This is a genomic window from Streptomyces sp. NPDC030165, assembly GCF_055573595.1.
This window is the reverse complement of the sequence record NZ_JBVIBD010000026.1, coordinates 1-18,092: the sequence shown is the minus strand read 5'-3', so window position 1 is coordinate 18,092 and position 18,092 is coordinate 1. Positions and strand designations below refer to the sequence as shown.

Annotated in this window: 19 protein-coding genes and 4 pseudogenes; 17 read left to right on the top strand and 6 right to left on the bottom strand. The window is 68.9% G+C overall.

Translation table 11 applies throughout. From position 1 onward, the window contains the following. Window positions 1-274: 274 nt before the first annotated feature. From ACZ4Z1_RS35140 to ACZ4Z1_RS35095, 10 genes and pseudogenes are all read left to right on the top strand, one after another. Window positions 275-799, top strand: coding sequence for a hypothetical protein (locus ACZ4Z1_RS35140; RefSeq protein WP_468490728.1), 525 nt, complete (start codon window positions 275-277; stop codon window positions 797-799). A 106-nt stretch (window positions 800-905) separates the two neighbouring features. Continuing rightward, complete coding sequence (locus ACZ4Z1_RS35135; RefSeq protein ID WP_468490727.1) at window positions 906-1,238, top strand: hypothetical protein; 333 nt, start codon at window positions 906-908, stop codon at window positions 1,236-1,238. Between the two features lie 135 nt (window positions 1,239-1,373). Next, window positions 1,374-1,793 carry a hypothetical protein gene (locus ACZ4Z1_RS35130; protein WP_468490726.1) on the top strand — a complete coding sequence of 140 codons (420 nt, stop codon included), beginning with the start codon at window positions 1,374-1,376 and terminating at the stop codon, window positions 1,791-1,793. Beyond that, a complete protein-coding gene (locus ACZ4Z1_RS35125) occupies window positions 1,790-2,089 on the top strand; it encodes a winged helix-turn-helix domain-containing protein (RefSeq protein WP_468490725.1) in 300 nt (99 codons plus the stop codon). Before ACZ4Z1_RS35130 ends, ACZ4Z1_RS35125 begins: the two co-directional genes overlap by 4 nt. 155 nt (window positions 2,090-2,244) lie before the next feature. Continuing rightward, a complete protein-coding gene (locus tag ACZ4Z1_RS35120) occupies window positions 2,245-2,865 on the top strand; it encodes a hypothetical protein (RefSeq protein ID WP_468490724.1) in 621 nt (206 codons plus the stop codon). Window positions 2,866-2,907: 42 nt separating this feature from the next. After that, window positions 2,908-4,050 (top strand): annotated as a pseudogene (locus ACZ4Z1_RS35115) (transposase); the annotation flags it as partial. A gap of 592 nt (window positions 4,051-4,642) precedes the next feature. Continuing rightward, a pseudogene (locus ACZ4Z1_RS35110) lies at window positions 4,643-5,871 on the top strand (IS110 family RNA-guided transposase). Window positions 5,872-5,892: 21 nt separating this feature from the next. Further along, window positions 5,893-6,164, top strand: a pseudogene (locus ACZ4Z1_RS35105) (NF041680 family putative transposase); the annotation flags it as partial. A 104-nt stretch (window positions 6,165-6,268) separates the two neighbouring features. Further along, window positions 6,269-6,739 carry a hypothetical protein gene (locus tag ACZ4Z1_RS35100; RefSeq protein ID WP_468490723.1) on the top strand — a complete coding sequence of 157 codons (471 nt, stop codon included), beginning with the start codon at window positions 6,269-6,271 and terminating at the stop codon, window positions 6,737-6,739. A gap of 753 nt (window positions 6,740-7,492) precedes the next feature. Continuing rightward, a complete protein-coding gene (locus ACZ4Z1_RS35095) occupies window positions 7,493-8,053 on the top strand; it encodes a hypothetical protein (protein ID WP_468490722.1) in 561 nt (186 codons plus the stop codon). 124 nt (window positions 8,054-8,177) lie between these two features. Here the strand turns inward: ACZ4Z1_RS35095 and ACZ4Z1_RS35090 are convergent, their stop codons facing one another. Then, window positions 8,178-8,582, bottom strand: a complete 405-nt coding sequence (locus ACZ4Z1_RS35090; protein WP_468490721.1) for a hypothetical protein — start codon at window positions 8,580-8,582, stop codon at window positions 8,178-8,180. 109 nt (window positions 8,583-8,691) lie between these two features. Continuing rightward, window positions 8,692-8,931, bottom strand: coding sequence for an ALF repeat-containing protein (locus tag ACZ4Z1_RS35085; protein ID WP_468490720.1), 240 nt, complete (start codon window positions 8,929-8,931; stop codon window positions 8,692-8,694). Between ACZ4Z1_RS35085 and ACZ4Z1_RS35080 the strand changes: the two are divergent. Then, window positions 8,918-9,295: pseudogene (locus ACZ4Z1_RS35080) on the top strand (Tn3 family transposase); the annotation flags it as partial. The gene ACZ4Z1_RS35085 and the pseudogene ACZ4Z1_RS35080 overlap by 14 nt on opposite strands. A 525-nt stretch (window positions 9,296-9,820) precedes the next feature. On the opposite strand, the gene ACZ4Z1_RS35075 reads toward ACZ4Z1_RS35080, so the two are convergent. Continuing rightward, window positions 9,821-9,976 (bottom strand): hypothetical protein, encoded by a 156-nt coding sequence (locus tag ACZ4Z1_RS35075; RefSeq protein WP_468490719.1) that lies wholly within the window; start codon window positions 9,974-9,976, stop codon window positions 9,821-9,823. Between the two features lie 148 nt (window positions 9,977-10,124). Here ACZ4Z1_RS35075 and ACZ4Z1_RS35070 point away from each other — a divergent pair, with 148 nt between their 5' ends. Continuing rightward, complete coding sequence (locus ACZ4Z1_RS35070) at window positions 10,125-10,376, top strand: YozE family protein (protein ID WP_468490718.1); 252 nt, start codon at window positions 10,125-10,127, stop codon at window positions 10,374-10,376. Window positions 10,377-10,402: 26 nt separating this feature from the next. On the opposite strand, the gene ACZ4Z1_RS35065 is transcribed toward ACZ4Z1_RS35070, so the two are convergent. The 3 genes from ACZ4Z1_RS35065 to ACZ4Z1_RS35055 form a co-directional block, all read right to left on the bottom strand. Then, on the bottom strand, window positions 10,403-11,002 hold the full coding sequence (locus tag ACZ4Z1_RS35065) for a hypothetical protein (RefSeq protein ID WP_468490717.1): 600 nt from the start codon (window positions 11,000-11,002) through the stop codon (window positions 10,403-10,405). Between the two features lie 673 nt (window positions 11,003-11,675). Further along, window positions 11,676-12,236 carry a VOC family protein gene (locus ACZ4Z1_RS35060; protein ID WP_468490716.1) on the bottom strand — a complete coding sequence of 187 codons (561 nt, stop codon included), beginning with the start codon at window positions 12,234-12,236 and terminating at the stop codon, window positions 11,676-11,678. 295 nt (window positions 12,237-12,531) lie between these two features. Then, window positions 12,532-13,692, bottom strand: a complete 1,161-nt coding sequence (locus ACZ4Z1_RS35055) for a transposase (RefSeq protein ID WP_468490770.1) — start codon at window positions 13,690-13,692, stop codon at window positions 12,532-12,534. 226 nt (window positions 13,693-13,918) lie between these two features. Between ACZ4Z1_RS35055 and ACZ4Z1_RS35050 the strand changes: the two genes are divergently transcribed. From ACZ4Z1_RS35050 to ACZ4Z1_RS35030, 5 genes are all read left to right on the top strand, one after another. Next, on the top strand, window positions 13,919-14,407 hold the full coding sequence (locus ACZ4Z1_RS35050; protein ID WP_468490715.1) for a hypothetical protein: 489 nt from the start codon (window positions 13,919-13,921) through the stop codon (window positions 14,405-14,407). A 763-nt stretch (window positions 14,408-15,170) separates the two neighbouring features. Further along, window positions 15,171-15,452, top strand: coding sequence for a hypothetical protein (locus tag ACZ4Z1_RS35045; RefSeq protein ID WP_468490714.1), 282 nt, complete (start codon window positions 15,171-15,173; stop codon window positions 15,450-15,452). Window positions 15,453-15,598: 146 nt separating this feature from the next. After that, window positions 15,599-15,922 (top strand): type VII secretion target, encoded by a 324-nt coding sequence (locus ACZ4Z1_RS35040; protein WP_468490713.1) that lies wholly within the window; start codon window positions 15,599-15,601, stop codon window positions 15,920-15,922. Window positions 15,923-15,929: 7 nt separating this feature from the next. Further along, window positions 15,930-17,186, top strand: coding sequence for an amidase domain-containing protein (locus ACZ4Z1_RS35035; RefSeq protein ID WP_468490712.1), 1,257 nt, complete (start codon window positions 15,930-15,932; stop codon window positions 17,184-17,186). Between the two features lie 4 nt (window positions 17,187-17,190). Next, on the top strand, window positions 17,191-17,625 hold the full coding sequence (locus tag ACZ4Z1_RS35030) for a hypothetical protein (RefSeq protein ID WP_468490711.1): 435 nt from the start codon (window positions 17,191-17,193) through the stop codon (window positions 17,623-17,625). Window positions 17,626-18,092 lie beyond the last annotated feature (467 nt).

The following is an 18,092-nucleotide window of genomic DNA, read 5'->3' as shown; positions in this document are numbered from 1 at the left end:
CATGCTACACACCCCACCCCCCCCCCCCCCTCCCCCACCACCCCCCCCCCCCCCCCCCCCCCCCTCTCCCCTCCCCCCCCCCCCCCCCCCCCCCTCCCCCCCCCCCCCCCCCCCTGCCCCCCCCCCCCCCCCCCCCCCCGGCACCGGTTGTCTCTTCATGCCGGAGCGACGGCGAAGCCTGTCTGTCAGGGGACGAAAAATCGCCCCGTACGCGGCCGATCCGCACGGCGGGCGGCGGTAAATCCCCTGTCGCATCCCCCGGAAGGGGCAACTGATGACCGCTGCTGACACCTGCCGCCAGTGCGGCAAGGGCCTTACCTACGCGGGCCGCGGCCGGCGCCGGCTGTACTGCTCGCGTGCCTGCCAGCGCCGCAAGCGCACTCCCGGCCAGGACGTCCGGACCGGGCGGGAACGCTACGAGGTGCTCCAGGCGGTGCGCCGCATCACCGGCGCGCTGCTGGACGCCGAGTACACCGCCGCACCCGACCTGGGGCAGTGCCTGTCCCGCTCCGCGCGGGCCCGCAAGCAGCTGGAGATCTACGACGCGTTGGCGGTGCAGCATCTGCGCGCCGACGGCACCCGGTGGGATACGGTCGCCGTCGAGAGCAAGCTCCAGCGGTTCAAATCCCTCGCCGCGGCCGACCCGCCGGAGACCGCCGGCCCGGCCGAGGTGCTGCCCCGTCAGCGGGGGGCTGACGGGGCGCCCCCCGGCCGCCAGCCCCCCCCCGGCGATGAAGAGGGCGGCGGGGCCGGGGGCTCAGCAGCATCCAGCAGTTCGCCAACGCCCTGTCCCACCTGAAGCGCGGCAGCACCAAGCCGGTCGGCGACATCGCCCAGGACGAGCCAGGATCTCGGCCTCCTACGTCTCGCGTGTGGTGTCGGGAGAACGCGTCCCTTCCTGGTCCGTGGTCCGCCGTATCACCCTGGCCTGCGACGGCGACCCCGCCGCCATACGCACCCTGTGGCGCGCCGTACGCGGCGTGACGCAGTCCGCCAAGATCGCCTCCGAGGACGCGATCGGCGCCCTGCACGCCGCTCTACGCGGCCTGCACCTGTCCGCCGGTCGGCCCGACCCCTACCTCCTGCACACCCAGTGCCAGGGCTCCCTGACCGAAGACCAGGTCACCGATGTCTTCCACGGCCAGTACCTGCCCGACTGGCCCGCGCTCGGCCGCCTCGTCCTGGCCCTGGACGGCCGTCCCGAAACTTTGAGTGCGTGTTTGCATTCCCAGCGCTGATCGCGGATGTGGTGGTGGCGGTATCAGTGAAACCTGCGCAGGGCGGCCGTTGGGCACTCTGCCCTGCAATTTAAGCCTTTCAAGAGGCAAGTACTTGTCACCTTGGTAAGTACTTGCCAGGGTGCCGGTATGGAGATGAGTGAACTGCCCCCCTCAGCCGCTCTGGCGCAAGTGAAGAGGCTCAAGGGAACGGTGGGCCGACGGTCGCGCTGGGTGATCCACTACCAGTTGGTGTACGGCGCGATGTCGTTTGCCCAGGTGCTCACACTCGGCTTGTTGGGCGGCCGACTGGGCACAGTGGTCAGCGTGGCACTCTGGGTTCCCATGATCGTCGGGTTGAGTGTGTACGCGATGCGGCAGCCGGTTGCGCATCGGGGCATGGCGGTGACACACTGCGTAATGATTGGAACCTGGGCCACGCTGTACGGGTTTGTGCTCAGCGTCGGAATCACGTTCTTCCCGGGGGACCTGGCCTGGTGGCTGACGGGTGCGGTGCTGGTGGCGCTGCCCGGGTTCACGGCGGCCGGCGTGACGTCCTGGAGGGTCCGGGCATGAGTCATCCCAGGCACGCGCTGGACGACATCATCCACTCTCCTGTCCGGTTCTCGATCATGGCGACGCTGGCGGCGGCCGAGAAGGCGGAGTTTGCGTACGTGCGCGACACCATCGAGGTGACTGACCCGGCACTGTCCAAGCAGGCCGCTCTGCTGGAAAAGGCGGGTTACGTCCAGATCACCAAGGGGTACGTCGGGAAACGTCCTCGGACCTGGTTGTCACTCACCATCCGGGGCCGCCGCGCATTCACCGCACACGTCGAGGCGCTGCGCGCGATCACTGAGGACGCTCGCTGAGAGTCCAAGTTCAACGCGATCACCACCAGTCGGGTGGTTGCGGTGAAGGCCATCTACTACCTGTCGGACAACACACCGGAATCGGCCGTCAAGCAGGCCAAGAAGATATTCGGAGACAAGAATGTGCACATCTTCACGCTGCCGAGCTGCTAGCCATGACTGACGGATTCATCCGCTGGTACCGGGAATCGGCGGCCGTACCGGCCTTCACCGAACAGACGGAGCTCTTCGCGGCACACGGCATCGCCCTCGTACATCCGGTACGGGGCGGAGCCGTCGTCCTCGACGTCGAAGGAGACGGTGTCCTCATGCGCCAGGAGGAACTCGCCCGCCTCCTGGGCCTGCGCATCGCGTCCCTCACGATGCAGTGGTGGTTCTCCGCGGACACCGACGTGGTCGACGAGTACGCGTACGACCCACTCGGCTGCGAGATCCAGACGCTGTGGCTGGACGGCCTCACACCCCAACAGGCCGACACGGTCGAAGTGGCCGTCCTAGCGGCAGCGACGGGCCTCCCGACACCGACCCGCGCCGTGATCGTCGACCGGCAGGGCACGGGCGACCCCGCCGACTGGGACTCGGCCATCCTGTACGACGGAGAGCGCCTGCCGCCCGCCCACGACCGGGTGTTCCTGTGTCATCCGCTCGCAGAAAGGCTCCTGCGAGCACAGCCAGGGCTGAGCTTGTCGTTTAACGTCCGGCTTCGAACAAGCGGGCCCGGTGATCACTCATCCGGGTGCTCCCGGGACGGGGGTAAGGCGTTCGCGTGGTCCTGAACTCGACCAAGGGATCCAGGTCTTGAGGCGAAGGCCGTAGTGGTGAGTGTGGTGGAACAGGGCGTGCAGTGCGATCCGTTCGCGGAACTGTCACGCTTCCGAGGGGGCTTCTACGACTGCCTGACCGGACGGCGCGACGCGCTGTTGGAGCTGACCGACGCGGTGCTGTGCACCGATGGCCCGGTGAAGACCCTGGTGGACCTCGCGCTGGCGCCCGAGCGCCGGCGCGGACACGGCACCCTCTACGCCGCGCTGAACAGGGGCCGCCTGGACGTCGCGCGGCTGCGGACCGAGCTGGTCGGCCTGCCACTGCCGCGCGCCGCCGACGGCCGCCTGGTGCTCGCTGTCGACGTCTCGCCGGACGCCGGGACCTGCCCGGACCGCTCGTTCTGCCACACCTACGGCCGCGGCGACGCCAAGCACCAGATGATCCCCGGCTGGCCGTACTCGTTCGTCGTCGCGCTGGAGACCGGCCGCACCTCCTGGACCGCGGTGCTGGACGCGGTGCGGCTGGAGCCCGGGGCCGACCTGGCCGCCGTCACCACCGCCCAGCTCCGCGACGTGGTGGTCGGGTTGATCGGCGCGGGGCAGTGGAAGGCGGGCGATCCGGAGGTCCTGGTGGTGATGGACGCCGGGTACGACGCCCCGCGCATCGCCCACCTGCTCGGCGACCTTCCGGTGCAGGTCCTCGGTCGGCTCCGCTCGGACCGGGTGATGCGACGTCCGGCGCCGAGCCGCGCGGAGTTCGCCGCGGCCAACCCTGCTGGGGGCAGGCCGCCCAAGCACGGCGGGGAGTTCGTCTTCGGCGACCCCGCCACCTGGGGCAAGGAGCAGGCGGTGACCACCACCGCCACCCGCCGCTACGGCACGGCCGTCGCCCGCGCCTGGGGCCGGCTTCACCCGAGGCTGACTCGCCGGGCGGCCTGGCTGGAGCACGACGGGCCGCTGCCGGTCATCGAGGGCACCGTGATCCGCCTGGCCGTCGAGAAGCTGCCCAGCGGCGGGGTGAACCGGCCGGTCTGGCTGTGGTGGTCGCGCCCCGGCGTCGCCCCTGCCGAGGTCGACCGCTGCTGGCAGGCGTTCCTGCGCCGCTTCGACCTGGAGCACACCTTCCGCCTGCTCAAGCAGACCCTCGGCTGGACCCGGCCCCGCCTACGCGACTCGTCGGCGGCCGACCGCTGGACCTAATTCCTTTCCAAGGGCCCCGGTGGGTCAGGTCGAGTCACTGGGGTGTTCGAGTGGTGAGAGTGGTCACGCCTACTTCGAGCTGGGCTTGTGAAGCCTCTGGTTAGAGCGTGCGGACGATCCTCCTGCTTGTGCTGGTGGCGTCGTGTGGGCGCCGAGCGGACGTCTCCACGCGACTTGGTCGACGTGAGGCCTACCCAGAGAACGGCGGCGCTCGACGTCTTCACGGCCGCCACGACCGAAGCGGTGGGTGGTGATGCTCCATGGGCGTCGAGCGGACGTCTTCGCTGGACCTGGCCTCGATGCCTTTAGCCAGAGCGACGACACTCGGCGCCCGTCAAGCGTCAACACCTGTCCGCTTCATCACTCGTTGGAGTTGGCGGTGCGAGCCCTCCGCACGGTGACCTCTTGAAGCACCCGAGCCATTCGAGCTCCCGCGTAGACCGAGGCCCGCGCGGTGCGCTGGTGCCACGAACACGGCTAATGAGGTGTCGGACCGGCCCCGGCGGCTGAGTCCTGGAATTAGGTCGCTGCGTGGCCCCGCATGCGCTCGTGACCAGCGCAAACATCCACATCTTGGGAGGGGAACATCTTGATCTACTGCGGTATCGACTGGGCGGAGCGGCACCACGACGTTGCCCTGGTCGACGACACCGGCGAGTTACGCGCCAAGCGCCGCATCACCGACGATGCGGCCGGCTACCGACTGCTGCTGGACCTCCTCGCCGAGTACGGGGACACGGAAGACGCCCCGATCCCGGTCGCGATCGAGACCTCCCGGGGCCTGCTGGTCGCTGTCCTGCGGACGGGTAAACGGCAGGTCTTCGCCATCAACCCGATGGCCGCCGCCCGCTACCGTGACCGGCACAGCGTCTCGCGCAAGAAGTCCGACCCCGGCGACGCCCTGGTCCTGGCCAACATCCTGCGCACCGACATGCACGCCCACCGGCCCCTTCCGGGCGATACCGATCTGGCCCGCGCCATCGCCGTCCTGGCCAGGGCCCAGCAGGATGCCACTTGGAACCGGCAGCAGATCTCCAACCAGCTCCGGTCGCTGCTGCGCGAGTACTACCCCTCCGCCCTGGAGGCCTTCGCGCCCTGGCAGAACGGTCTGTGCCGTCCCGAGGCCCGCGAGCTGCTCAAGCTCGCGCCGACACCTGCCAGGGCCGCGCGGCTGAGCCGCACACAGATCCAGGCCGCGCTCAAGCGTGCCGGCCGCAAGCGGGGCATCGAGACCGAGGCCGACCGCATCCGTAACGTCTACCGGGCCGACTGGGCCCACCAGCCGGAACTCGTCGAGGACGCACTCGGCAAGCAGATGCTCGCCCCCTCGTCCAGCTGGAGGCCGCCTGCACCGCGGCCGACGACCTCGCGGGGGCGGTGGCAGAGGCGTTCCCTCAGCACCCGGACGCTGAGATCCTCCTCAGTTTCCCCGGCCTCGGCGTCCAACTCGGCGCCCGGGTGCTGGCCGAGATCGGGGACGACCGCAGCAGGTTCGCCGACGCCCGCGGCCTGAAGGCCTACGCAGGCTCATCACCCATCACCCGGGCCTCCGGCAAGAAGTCGAGCATCACCAGGCGGCGGGTGAAGAACGACCGTCTCAACCACGCTGGCTACCTGTGGGCCTTCGCGGCCCCGAACGGATCTCCCGGGGCCAAGTCCCACTACCGCCGTCGACGCGACGAGCACGGAGACTGGCACGCGGCCGCCCTCCGGCACCTCTTCAACCGGATGCTCGGGCAGCTCTACCGCTGCCTGCGGGAGCACGAGTTGTTCGACGAGCAGACGGCGTTCCCCGTCCTGCTGGCCGCTGCAGCTTGACTCTTAGCTTCATGAGGTGTCTGGCTGGTCATCGCCGCCCACACCCAGCTCCGCCTCGCCCGCCCGCTCGTCGCCGACCTCCGCCACCCGTGGGAGCGGCCGGCGGAATCGAACAAGCTCACGCCCGCACGGGTCCGGCGCGGGTTCCGGAACCTCCACACGAAGGCCCCCTCACCAGCGCGTGCACCGAAACCCAGCCGCCCCGGTCCCGGCCGGCCGGCTCGAAGAACCAGCGGCCCGCCGCCCGCTACGAGGTGGGGCAGAGTCCTGGCCGTCGGCGAGGCGTACGCCCGACCCGCCCACCACAAGAAGGGCACCAAGCCACGGAGAGCAGGCCCAGCTTCGGCGGGCACAAACACAGTGGCCACGTTGCGGCCAAGTACCCGATGATCAATCCATGAGAGTCGTCGACCAGAGGGTGGGCACATCGTGGACCAAAGCGTCGCGGGGTGGCACCGGAGCCGCGATACGCAACGCGGCTCCGATCGCATTCAACCTGCCGACCGGCCTGACATCGGCACTGCACGATGTCTCCATGCGGGAGTCGGACTCCTTCGTGCCACACACGAGTGTGCAGGATCTATCGGATCCCGGGCTGGTACTCAAGGAGTCGGACGGGCTGCTGCGAGTGCACCGGCCGGAAACGACGATCTTCAGCATGCCCCAGCGCAACCGGCGCCCACCAGCACTCCGGCTCGCTCCTGGGCAATGGCTGCAGTGGCAGATCAACTACCGGTTCGTGGGCACATGGGGTGGTCCGTGGTCCTACCGGCTCGACACGTTCAATGTCGCCTACTGTCCTGCGTCACCCGAGGTCTTCCTGGGCACCCCGACGCACCGCGTCGATGAACGATCACATCTCCGGTGAGCCCTCGGCAGTGGGCTTTCGCGCGCTGACTGCTGTTCCGTCTGACGGACAGCTGGTTAAACGCCAAGCTCAGAGCCTGATTTCAATCCTCGGCTCCTGGGCTGATCAGTCCAGCCGCGGCCGTGGGGGCGGCCAGATGAGGCGGGTGCGGCCAGTGGTGCTGCTTCCGTCCTTCGCGGTTGTCACCCTCGCTGGTCTGGGGGAACCCTGGCGATTCGGCTGTTCGTTCGCCTGCTGGCGGGCACCGCCCTGATTGACTGCGTTACCTGAACGGGAGGGACGCAGAAGCAATGAGGGCAGAAGCTGGCCGTGGCAATGACAGTGGCCGGGAAACCGTGGAGGATCGCACCGCTGGAGCCGGCGCGGTGCGGCCTGCTGTTGACAACGGTGCCGATGAGGCAGCCTCGTCACCATCGTGCCCGCTGGCGCAGCATCGGACTTCTGACGAGGTGGTGCAAAAACTGCCGCTGCCGCCGACGGGTTCGGTGGGGTCACCTGCGGCTTACCGGCATCTGCGTGCCGAGTGCCCGGTGGTGCGAGTACGGCTTCCGGTCGGTGCACCCGGCTGGTTCGTCACCCGCTATGGCGACGTACGGGATCTGCTGGCCGGCGGCCGGCTGATCCGGCCCGCGGTGGACGCCTGGCCCACCCGTCCGGCCGCCGGCCGGGCCCCGCAGCTCATCACCATGATGGCGCTCGACGGACCGCGTCACCAGGCGCTGCGCACCGCGGTCGCCGACGCGTTCAGCCTGCGTGCGATCCGCGAACGCCGACCGGTCATCCGCCAGCAGGCCGACCGGGTCCTGGACGACTTCGAGCGCGGGGCCCGGCCCGGAGACCTGGTCACTGGCTTCGCGGATCTGCCCCCTGCTCGTGGTGTGCGAACTGACCGGGCTCCCTTACGAGGACCGGCACGTCTTTTTCGCCCCCACCGACGCCGCACTGGACGTGCTGATCTCACAAGAGGAACGGCAGGAGGCGGTCCGGTGGCTGCGCGAGTACCTCACCGAGCTGATCGAACGCAAACGCCGGGCACCCGGCGAGGACCTGTTCACCGACCTCGTGCGGCGGCTCGACGCCGGCGAGCTGAGCACCGACGAGGTGATCGTCTTTGGGCTGCCCGTCCTTGTCGCCGGGTACCGCACCACCACGATGTTCCTGGCCAACGCCATCCACCAGCTGCTGCGCCCGGCAGAGGCGTCGACGGCGTCGACGCGGTCGACGGGGTGGTGGACGGCCAGGTGGGCGGCCTGGCGGCCGGAGCCGCGCCCCAAGATCTCTGCACGCCCAGGAAGGAGAAGGGGAAATTCGTAGGCATTCCCCACCGGAAGCGATGTCAACGCAATCATTTCCCTCACGGAAAGTCCAGCCGGAGATGGCGGTGAAAGGCATGGATCCCGCATGATCGAATGTGGAACCCATCACGCGGGACGAGGGGTCACCCAATGAGGTATTTCCTGACCAGGAAAGCAAGTATGGCGGCGATTCCCAGAGATACGAAGACCACCGCCATATAGAGGCCCGATGGCTGCTCCATCTCCTTGCCCGCAGCCCGAAGTTCTTCGTTCCTCTTGATCTGGGGGCGGCCGAGGACGATGAGCAGTGCCAGACCTGCCATGCACCAGGCGTACATCTCAAGGGATTCCGCCGCGCCGTAACCACGGGCCGCGGCGCTCCCCCAGATGCCGAGCGCTCCGATGCCGGCGGGAACGACGAAGAAGAGAGGAACCAGCGCCTTCTTCTTCGCTTTCCGGATGTACGGCAGCATGGCGAGGCCGGGGAGAAAAGAAGTCGCAGCCGCGAGCCCCATCCACTGGCCGACGGGAAGACCGGAACCGAACATGAAGAACTCTCTCAGACGGGAAGGGTGAATGGACGGGTGACGGTGGGGTACCGCCACCCGCCTCTTTTATTTTACTTCTGCTCTCGCGGGACGGAAATCCGCTACCAGGTCAGCCATCCAATGGTGGCAGCTGATCGGTCGTCGCCTTCTCCTCGTCGCGGGCACGGGCGATGTGCTGGCCGGTGACGAGGAACCAGTGGATCGCCTCCGGAGTCCCGTCGGCGAGTGCCCGCTCGGCGTACTTCTTCACCTCGGGCGAGGCGCCGTTGAGGAGGGTGAAGACCTCGACCTTCTCGTCCTCGGCGTGGGCCGTGTACTGAGTGTCGGTCAGAAACGTGTCCAGGGACACCAAGGCGCTGACACGCTCGCGGCTCTCGCACGTCGACCAGAACTATGTGAGCGCCGACACCGCCGCGGCGAACGCCGCGCTGATCGGCGCACAGTCCCGGATCGAGCTGTCCCAGATGTGGGACGGCGGGCTGCTCGCCTCCGTCAACGGCCTGCGCTTCGTCGTCCCCGTCAAGAGCACCAACACCGGGTCCTCGCCCGAGTACTACGGCTACAAACGCGGCGTGACCTGGCTCAACGCCGTCAACGACCAGGTCGCCGGGATCGGTGCGATGGTCGTACGCGGCACCCCGCGCGACAGCCTATACACCCTGGACACCCTGCTGAACCTGGACGGCAGGGTGAAGCCGGAGACGGTGGCGACCAGCAAGACGGTGCCGGCGACGAGCGGCACGGGGCGGCCGCGGCGGTACTGCTGCGAGGCGTGCCGGTCCCGCTGGAGGCACGTCGCCACCCGGATGCGGCGGCGCCAGGCGTTGCGGGAGGACCGTACGGAGGCCCTGGGCGAGCCTCGGCACGAACTGCGGGCGGCGGCCTACCGGGCGGCGGCCGCCGCCCGGGCCCTGGCCGCCCTCGTCGATGCCGAGGAGGCCCGCGGCGAAGGCGAGATGGAAGACCGCCACTGGCGTCCCGAGCGGGCGGCCGTGCTCTACACCCGTGCCGCCCGCAGTCTCGCCGAGGCGGCCGGGGGCGTCCTCGCGGCCGCGGTGTGCGCCGACCGGACGGCCGGGGACAGCTGGACGGCCGTAGGCCACGCCCTGGACGTCAGCGCGGACACCGCCGCCCGCCGTCACGGGAACGCCGGCACTCCCGCCTCACCCGTTGGACCTGTTGGGACCAACACCCCCGACCCCTCTTGACCTGGCGCCCCGTAACGGGGGCCGCTGCTTTCAGCGGGGGTGTGCGGTGAGGCGGTCCAGGCGTTCGTAGAGGGCGCGGACCATGCGGGCGCGGCCCTGGGCGCAGCGCACGGTGCTCTGCAACGGCGGGGTCAGGCGCCGGTCGGCTTCGCCGAGGACGATCTCGGCTACCGACGCGGTGCGCACGGTGCGGATCCTGCCCCCGGGTGCCGCGCCCGCGCCCCGGACCACGCCGGAAACCCCGACGACGGCCAACACGCGAGCGGAGCGAGCGCCAAAGGATGCGCCGCACCTCATCGGGTTTGTTCCGACGCGGCGGCGGAAGTATGCGGACATGCCCAAGCCGAAGAGTTTGACCGCGTGGTTGAAGACCCATACCGATCAGCACAACGCCATCGGGGATCTCGCTCGGGACGTCTCCGCTGATCCGCACTGGCCCTCACGCAAGGGACGGCAGGGCCAGCTTGACTACCTTGAAGCGTGTGGCGCCATCGATGCGGCTATCGAGACGCTCGAACGTGCCTGGACTCAGTACGAGGCGTACCGGGCGGCCCAGGGCCCGGGCTCTTCGGAGGGCTCTGGGTAGCGGTGGTTCGTGTTGACGCCACGGTTTCAGGCATCCTCCACCGCCTCGGCGACACGGCTGGCCAGGTCCTCCCACGGGCGTGGAGCGAGGACCGGCACGTCGGCCGCCCGTGCCTGTGCGGCGAGCCACCGGCCGTACAGCACGCTGACGCGTGCGCGATGGCGCTGTGGTCCGGCCTCCGGCTCCCGGCGCAGGTAGTTGGCCGTCACCTGCTCCTCGTCGTCCTCGTGGAGGAAGACGGACCGGACCGGACCTTTGGGCGTCGCCGGTCTGGGCAGGACGTAGTCTCCTTCCAGGATCACCGGGGTGTCGGTGCCCACATGGTTGGCCACCACCGCCTCGATCGCCGGCGCCAGCGCCTCGGCGATCGCGATCTGCCGCTCGGCCACCGACTCGGGCGTCTGCCGGGCGGCCTGCGGGTGGGTGCGCCAGAAGTGGACCTCGGGCAGGTGCTCGGGCAGTGTCACCGCAAGGAGGGCTTCCACGATGTCGTCGACCTCCACGACGGGGACGTCGTACCGTCGTGCCAATGCCCGCCCGACACCGGTCTTCCCCATCCCCGACGCGCCCCCGACGACCAGCACCCGCCAGTCGGGAAGACTCCCCAACTCATCCCTACCGTCCACGCGGGCAGAGTACGGTAACCGCCTTCTTTCCCCCGAGCCACAGCAGTCGCAGCGGTTCCCGTTCGGGGAACGGTCGCGGTGAGCGAATGTCGTCCCCTACAGCATCACCTTCTGGCTGGTCCGGCACAGCACCTCAGGGTGATCTCGGGCAGACGGAGAGCTTTGGCGACAGCGTGAGGTTCGGCGCCGGCGGCCGAACGGCCACCAGCTCCGGCGCGCGGCGGGGCAGCAGGCCGTGGCGGTGCTGAGGGCCGCGGCGGCACAGGCGGCGGGGCCGGAAGCGCGGGTTCAGAGGCTGCCGTGTCCGGTACGGCCGGGCCGAGCGTGGACCTCGGCGGCGACGGGTGGGTGGAGGCTGCAGCCGCAGGCTCCTCCGGCGCCGGCGGCGGTGCCGCAGAGGGAGCGGTTGGTGGCGGTCCGGCGGACTTCGTCGGCCGCCAGGATATGGCTTGGGGGCGGGGCGAGTCGTCCGTCCGGGGCTGGGCTTGCGGATGGCGGTCGCCGTACGGAACTCGTTGACCATGCGTTGTGCGAGGGAAGGCGGTGGCGGGCAGGCGGGCGAGCTGCTTTGGCCGGTGACGGCGTCGTAGGTCCAGTGGGCGAGCCCCCAGTGCTCTTCGGCGAACATCCGCAGCTGGCGCCGGAGCGGCTCCGGCCAGCGCCGCAGTGCAGGTCAGCGCCAGCGGTTGTTGCTGGTGTGGTCTCCGGCGAGCCAACGGGCGAGGTCGGTGTGTGCGGTGGTGCGCTGCTCGGCGTCGATCTTCTCCACGTCGGGGTGGTCGACGGCGAACTCCAGGATCAGCCCGTTGGGGTCCGTGACGTACAGCGAGACGCAGAAGCCGTGGTCGATCACATGGGGGTTCGCGTCCGCCGAGCAGACTGCGTCGATGCGCCCGCGGATGGCTTCTTGTGCACCGGCCTCGACCTTGAAGGCTATGTGACGCATGGGAGTTGAGTTGATGCTGGTCCTGAATTCCTCCTGGTCCTTGGGGTCGGCGAACTGGAAGAAGGCGAGCGCGCTGCCGTCGGCCAGGCCGTAGAGAGTGTGACTGTAGGCGCGCTCGACGCCGGCCATCGCCTCGCGCTCGGTCCACGTGGCCACCAAAGGCAGGCCGATCACGTCCTCGTAGAAGCGGCGGTTGGCTTCCTGGTCGTCGGTGATCCAGGCGTGGTGATGGAGACGGAGGGGCAGGGGCTGGGCCTGCGCCTGAGACCGGGGCTGCGTCTGCGTCATGTCGGGTCATCCCCTGTACATAGGTGGGGTGTTGGGCCGGGCGCCGGGCTGGTTGGCGCCGCCCTGAGCAGCATGCCACCAGAACAGGTTGAACGTTAAATCAATTTTGGCCATGTTCGCGGGTGAGGTGTCAACGCCACGAACTGCATGGCCGGCCGGACAGGGCCCAGGTCCTGTTGCGGGACTGGATCAGGGCGCACGTACGTTCCCGAGCGGTGGGCAGTGAGGGCCTGCTCGGGTTTGACGTCGGCGTTGCCTGCCCGCCTCGTCCGTCCGCCCGTCGGCTTCTTATGGTTCAGCGTCGGCGGCCGAACGGCCACAAGCTCCGACGTGGACGGCGGCGGGGCGGGGCAGCCGGTCGTGGCGGTGTCGAGGGCCGCGGCGGCACCGGCGGCTGGGCCGGAAGTGCGGGCTCGGAGGCTGCTGGTGTGTCCGGTACGGCCGGACCGGACGAGCTGATCGGTGTTGGCCCCTGTTCCAGATGGACCAGGGAGGTGTAGCCGCCGTCGACCAGGTGCTCGGCGGGCAGCAGACCGCGGCGTCCCAGCCGGGTGAGGATGCCGGGCAGAGCCTTCGCGTCATAGCCGGTGGCGTCGGTGGTGGCCACATCTGTGATCACGTTGACGCCGTCGGGATCACAGGTCTCGGTGACATGTGCGAGGAACCCTTTCCCGCGGGTGACGTGTCCGCGGCGCGCGTAGCGGGCCGTCGGATCGTAGGACGAGACGACTGCGACGGCCGAGGGCGGCAGGCCGCCGTCCTCGGCGGTGCGCCAGCGCAGGCGGCCGGTCCCGTCGCGGTAGTAGTTCTGCACCATAATCCGCCGCAGGGCCTGGACGCGGGGACCGGACAGGCGTTCCGGCCCGTGCTGCCCGAGGTGCTCGATCAGCCGGACGGCGTCCCCTCCGGCGGCGAGGATCCTGGTCTTGGGGCGGGCGGGGTTCATGCCCAGACGGACCGGGCGGCCGTAGCGGCGCCCCCACTCTTCGTCGACCAGGCCGGCCAGCAGGTGCGGAGCTGCGCCGACCAGTTCTTCCAGCGCAGCGCGGACGGCCTCGGTGACCAGTTCCAGCCGGGTCAGGTCGCGCACTGCGGCCAGGACGTGGGTGGAGTCCGTGCGCTGGATGGTGCGCTCGCGGACGAGACCGGCCTCCTTCAGGCGCGCGAGCGCGAGGTCGAGGAGACGGTCGGCTCGGCCGTCCTCGGTGAGACGCTCGCGGAAGTCGGCCAGCACGCTGTGGTGGAAGCCGGGATCGTCCAGGTCCATGGCCAGCGCGTACTTGAAATCAATGCGGCAGCGAACCGCTTCGGCCGCCTGCCGGTCCGACAGACCGAGCAGGAACTGCAGCACGCAGAGCGGATACCAGTCGGCGAAGTCCTCGTCACGCCACAGCCCGCCCAGGTGGTCTCCCACCCACATCGCCGTCGTGCCGCCCGGGTTGCCCGCCCGCGCCATCCACACGGTCAGAGAAGGGACATGCTTACCAGAACGGGCGTGGAGCGACAACGGGCACCTCGACAACTGCATCGGTCCTTGAACAGAGCCGAGCATGCCCGTTGATCATGCTGCCCGCCGGGGATCCTTAAGTTCCCCGACAGAGTCAAGCTGAGCTTCAGCAGCTGGTCGACCAGCTGCTGAAGCTCAGCTTGTCTTTTAACCTCGACTGGTTACTGAACGCCACATGATGATCGAAGTGTCGAAGGGTTTCGCGTTGGAGCTTGTGTCGGACGATGATTCGCTGGGCGGCATATGTCCGGCCCTGGAGGGGGACGGGGCCGTCTTGGGCTACGAGCCCCAGGAGAGTTTCCCGGATCGCTGCTGGGTTCTGCACGCCGTCGCTGCGGGAGGGAAGCAGGCCCGGTGGGACGACGTGCTGGCGCAGGTCGGCAAGCGCCTGGAGGACTGGCAGTACACCCCCTCGTTCCGGGTCTTCGAGGGGCTGGACCTGTCCGAAGGCTTTGAAGGCCCGGACGTGGGTGAGATCGACCGCGGCAGTCTGGCCCGTCTGGTCGAGGTCCTCGCCCGTCATAGTCCTGACGGGTTGCGTACGGAGTGCTACTGGGCCCAGGCCGCGATCGAGGACATGGGGGACCGGTTCCGGCCCGTCGAGGCCAGCTGGATGAGGCACTGGCTCACCACGACGCCTGCGCATGGCCCGAGCGGACTGTAGGAACCCAGTTCCCTGCGCACTGGTGGCCCCTGGGGGGCTCCTGGTTCGTCCTCACCGACTGGGACCTGAGTGCTACCGAAGTCTTCGGCCCCCCGGCTCTTATCGCTGACCTTCTTGCTGATGACGGGCTGGATGCTGTGCGCCACCCGAGCATCGCCGAGGTTCAGGGCAATCGCGCGCAATGGCGCGAGTGGGCCAGCTGAGCCCGCTGCGTATCTTGCCAGCCTCACACTCTCGAACAGCCAGTCGTACTGGTTCGCTCGCTTGGGCATTCGCCGGACAGGCGGAGGGCCCTCGCATGAGCATGCGTTCCGCCACGGAATCACGTACATACGAAGGCCGCGGGGGTGAGTCTGCTGCACCAAGATGTCCGGCACGAGGCGTTCGACTTCACACCGCGGTGGCGGCCTGAGCCTCGGCCAATCGGTACGGGCCGCGCCCAGCCGGATCCGCCGATCAGCAGCTGCTGTGCGGCCGGGAGTGGCCGGCTACTCGCGGCGCGCGAGTTCCTCGGAGGTGAGCACGCGCCGGGTGACGTACGGCTGGCCACTGAAGTCGACGGTGATCGTGCGCCGCAGGACGTCGTCGTGGCGCCGTAGAAGATCTGCTCGCTCTCCCGGCAGGCCCGAGCCGAACGCGCCGCCCGGAAGGAGAGGGCTACGGATTCGGTGCCGCGGCTTGGACGCACCGCATGACACGGTTTCGCGAACTGCTGGTCCGCCGTCCCGACACACTGGGGGAGCGACGATGACAGGAGGCCGTGATGAGCGACCAGCCGCCCCCGGAGCTGCCGCCCGAGGACGGGCCCAGCATCACCGCGCACGTCACGGCCACGGGCGCCACCGCGGACTACCTGCAGCAGCTGGCAGCGGTCACCGGCCAGCCTCCTCAAGCTCTCACCATCCAGTGGGCCGTCGGCCAGATCGTCGTCCCCGACACGGCGCTCGGGACGACCCGGCCGTACCCGACTGGCCCGCACTGTTCGGTGGCCCGCCGGACCTGTCCGAACACACCCACGGCTACCTGCGCCGGTGAAGCCCTGTAGATGATGGCGCCCGACATCATCTCGCCCTGACGTCCTCGACAACCAGCTGGCACAGGCTCTTTCTCACGGTGTCGGGGCTGGCCAACCGTCTCCAGGCGCTCCCGTACGATGATCTGGAAAGTGATCGACGGGGTGGGGATCCACGCATGGGCGACATCAGCATCAACAGTCATGCTGTGCGGACGGCGGGCGGCGACATGAGCGCGCTGTCCCGGGAGACGGTCCGCAAGCTGAACAATTCCCTGGAGGAGAGCCAGGCGACGGGTTTGGCGGACTCCGTCTGGGGCTGGGAGTGTGCCGGGCACCTCTACTCCTGCGCGCTGACGTGGGAGGAGCACATGGTGGGCCTGGCGAAGAAGATGGGGGAGCTGGGCGAGCGGCTGCAGGAAAGCGCCGGCAGCTACACCGCGCAGGACGAGGAAGCGGCCTCACGGCTGCGGCACGGTCTGAACGACCTGGGAAAGGCGTGAGCGGCCGGTGGTGAACTACGAGGCCGTGATCAACGCCCGGCCCGAGAAGTGGCACAAAGCCGCCGACGAATGGGCGACGCTGGCCAAGCACGCCCTGCGTGCCGCCCAGGACATCCGGGACAACGGCACCAAGCCGCTGGCCGACAACTGGACCGACGAGGTGGGCCAGAAGGCCGCAAAGGAATTCGAAAAGCTGGCCGACCAGTTGGAGTCCGCCTACGACATCCTGCTCGGCGGCAAGATGCTCTGCGAGGCCGTGGCCGACAGTATGGAGACCGCACTGAGCTCGGCGCGCGAGATCAACGAACTCGCCCAGCGCCACAATCTGCGCATCGGACCGGACGGCCTGCCCGAGGGCGCGCCGATGCCCGGTGAGGACCCGGACAAGCTGCATGCGCGCGAGTACATCGTCGCGCTGCGCGATCATGTGCTGCGGCAGGTCGGCGAGGCCGACAACACGGCCGCCGCGAAGTTCGCCATGCTGACGAAACAGGTGAACATCGCTGACCCTGACGAAGCGCTCAAGGTGCAGAACAAGGCCTCGCAGGCGGAGATGGAGATCCTCGGCGCCGAGATACCCAAGGATGCCGGGCCGATGACCCAGCGCATGTGGTGGAACGGCCTGAGCGACAAGCAGCGGCACGAGCTGATGCTGGCCGACCCGGTCGCCCTGTCGAAGCTGGAGGGGCTGCCGGAGAGCGCCAAACAGGAGATGCGCGGCACGGACGGGAAGTTCGACCGCGTCAAGATGGTCGAGTACGCGCTGGAGAACTGGGACCAGGACGATCCGATCGACTTCGGAAACAACTGCACCAACTTCGTCTCCCAAGCTCTCGATCACGCTGGCATGCAGAAGAAGCTCGACTTCTGGTCGGGGGCGCGTGGCGACGATACCTGGGGCCATGAAAGCGGTATCGGCAACGACTGGTGGGACAAGACGATGTACTACTCGAAGTCCTGGGGCGGAGCCGAGAACCAGCAGAACTTCATGCTCGATCACGGGGGTGAGGAAGTGCCACGCGACCAGGTCCGTCCCGGCGACATCATCTACTACGAGCAGGCCGGCGACAACGACCAGATCGAGAAGGGCAACACGCACCACGCCGCCATCGTCACCGGCGTCATGCCGGACGGCGAGATCAAGTACACCCAGCACAGCGACCCGCACCGCAACGTCAGCCTCGACGGGCGCCTGCCCAACACGGAAAAGGCCGAAGGCCAGCAGAAGGTCCGCATCGTCCGCCCGCACCCGGATTGGTACTGATCCCGTGGCCGAGACCACTTCCGATGCCCAAGAGCGGCCACAGTATCTGCCGAGGCGTCGGCGTACTGCGATCCTGTCCGTTCCGCTGCTGACCGCCGCAGCCATCACCTGTTTCGTCGCGACGCTGGTCGTGTCAACACAACATGTCCACCACCAGTCCGCCGCCTGCCGCTACATCGCCGTTCCGTGGACCCATTTCGCCTTGTCGTACGGTGCTCTGGCCGCCGCCGTACTGGCAGTGACCGTGCACATCGTGCTCCTGCGCAGCGCACGACGCCGCGGATCGGGGCCGACCGCACCCCGGCATAGCAGCCTTTCCACCATGTGTGCCGTCATTGCCAGCCTGATGATCGCCCTGTCGGCAACCGTCACCGTCATGACACATGCGGACGCCGCTGAAACGGCAGCCAACCTCGGCAAGCCCATGTGCGAAGGCTGACCGGCCGGCGGCGGGGTCGCTTCCAGGCACTAGGTGCAGCCGCCGGCCTTGTCCAGGACACTCTCCTCGGCGGGGGCGGGCGGCCTGCAGGGCGCCGGCAAGCTGCCAACCCGGCTTGGTACACCCCAGGGCGGTGCGGGAAGGATCCCGAGCATCTCGAGGACGCCGTCGCGGGGGCCGCGGGTGGCGATGCGCAGCGCCGCGGCACGGTGGGCGGCGGCGCGCACGAGCGCGTGGAGCCGGGACGCGTCGAGCGCGCCGCGTTACTAAGGGCTGTCCTGCAAAGATGTCCGCTCCGAGTACGGAGCAACTTCAAGAGTTGGCGAGGTGCTCAGTAGGTGGTTCGTGAGGTGTCCAGGGAATCGGCGAAGTCGGCGAGCGTGGCGAAGTCGTTCTTCCGTAGGCCGATCCGCGGGTTGACGTGGTGCAGGAGCCCGGGTCCTTGATGGTGGGCGGTCACGTACGTC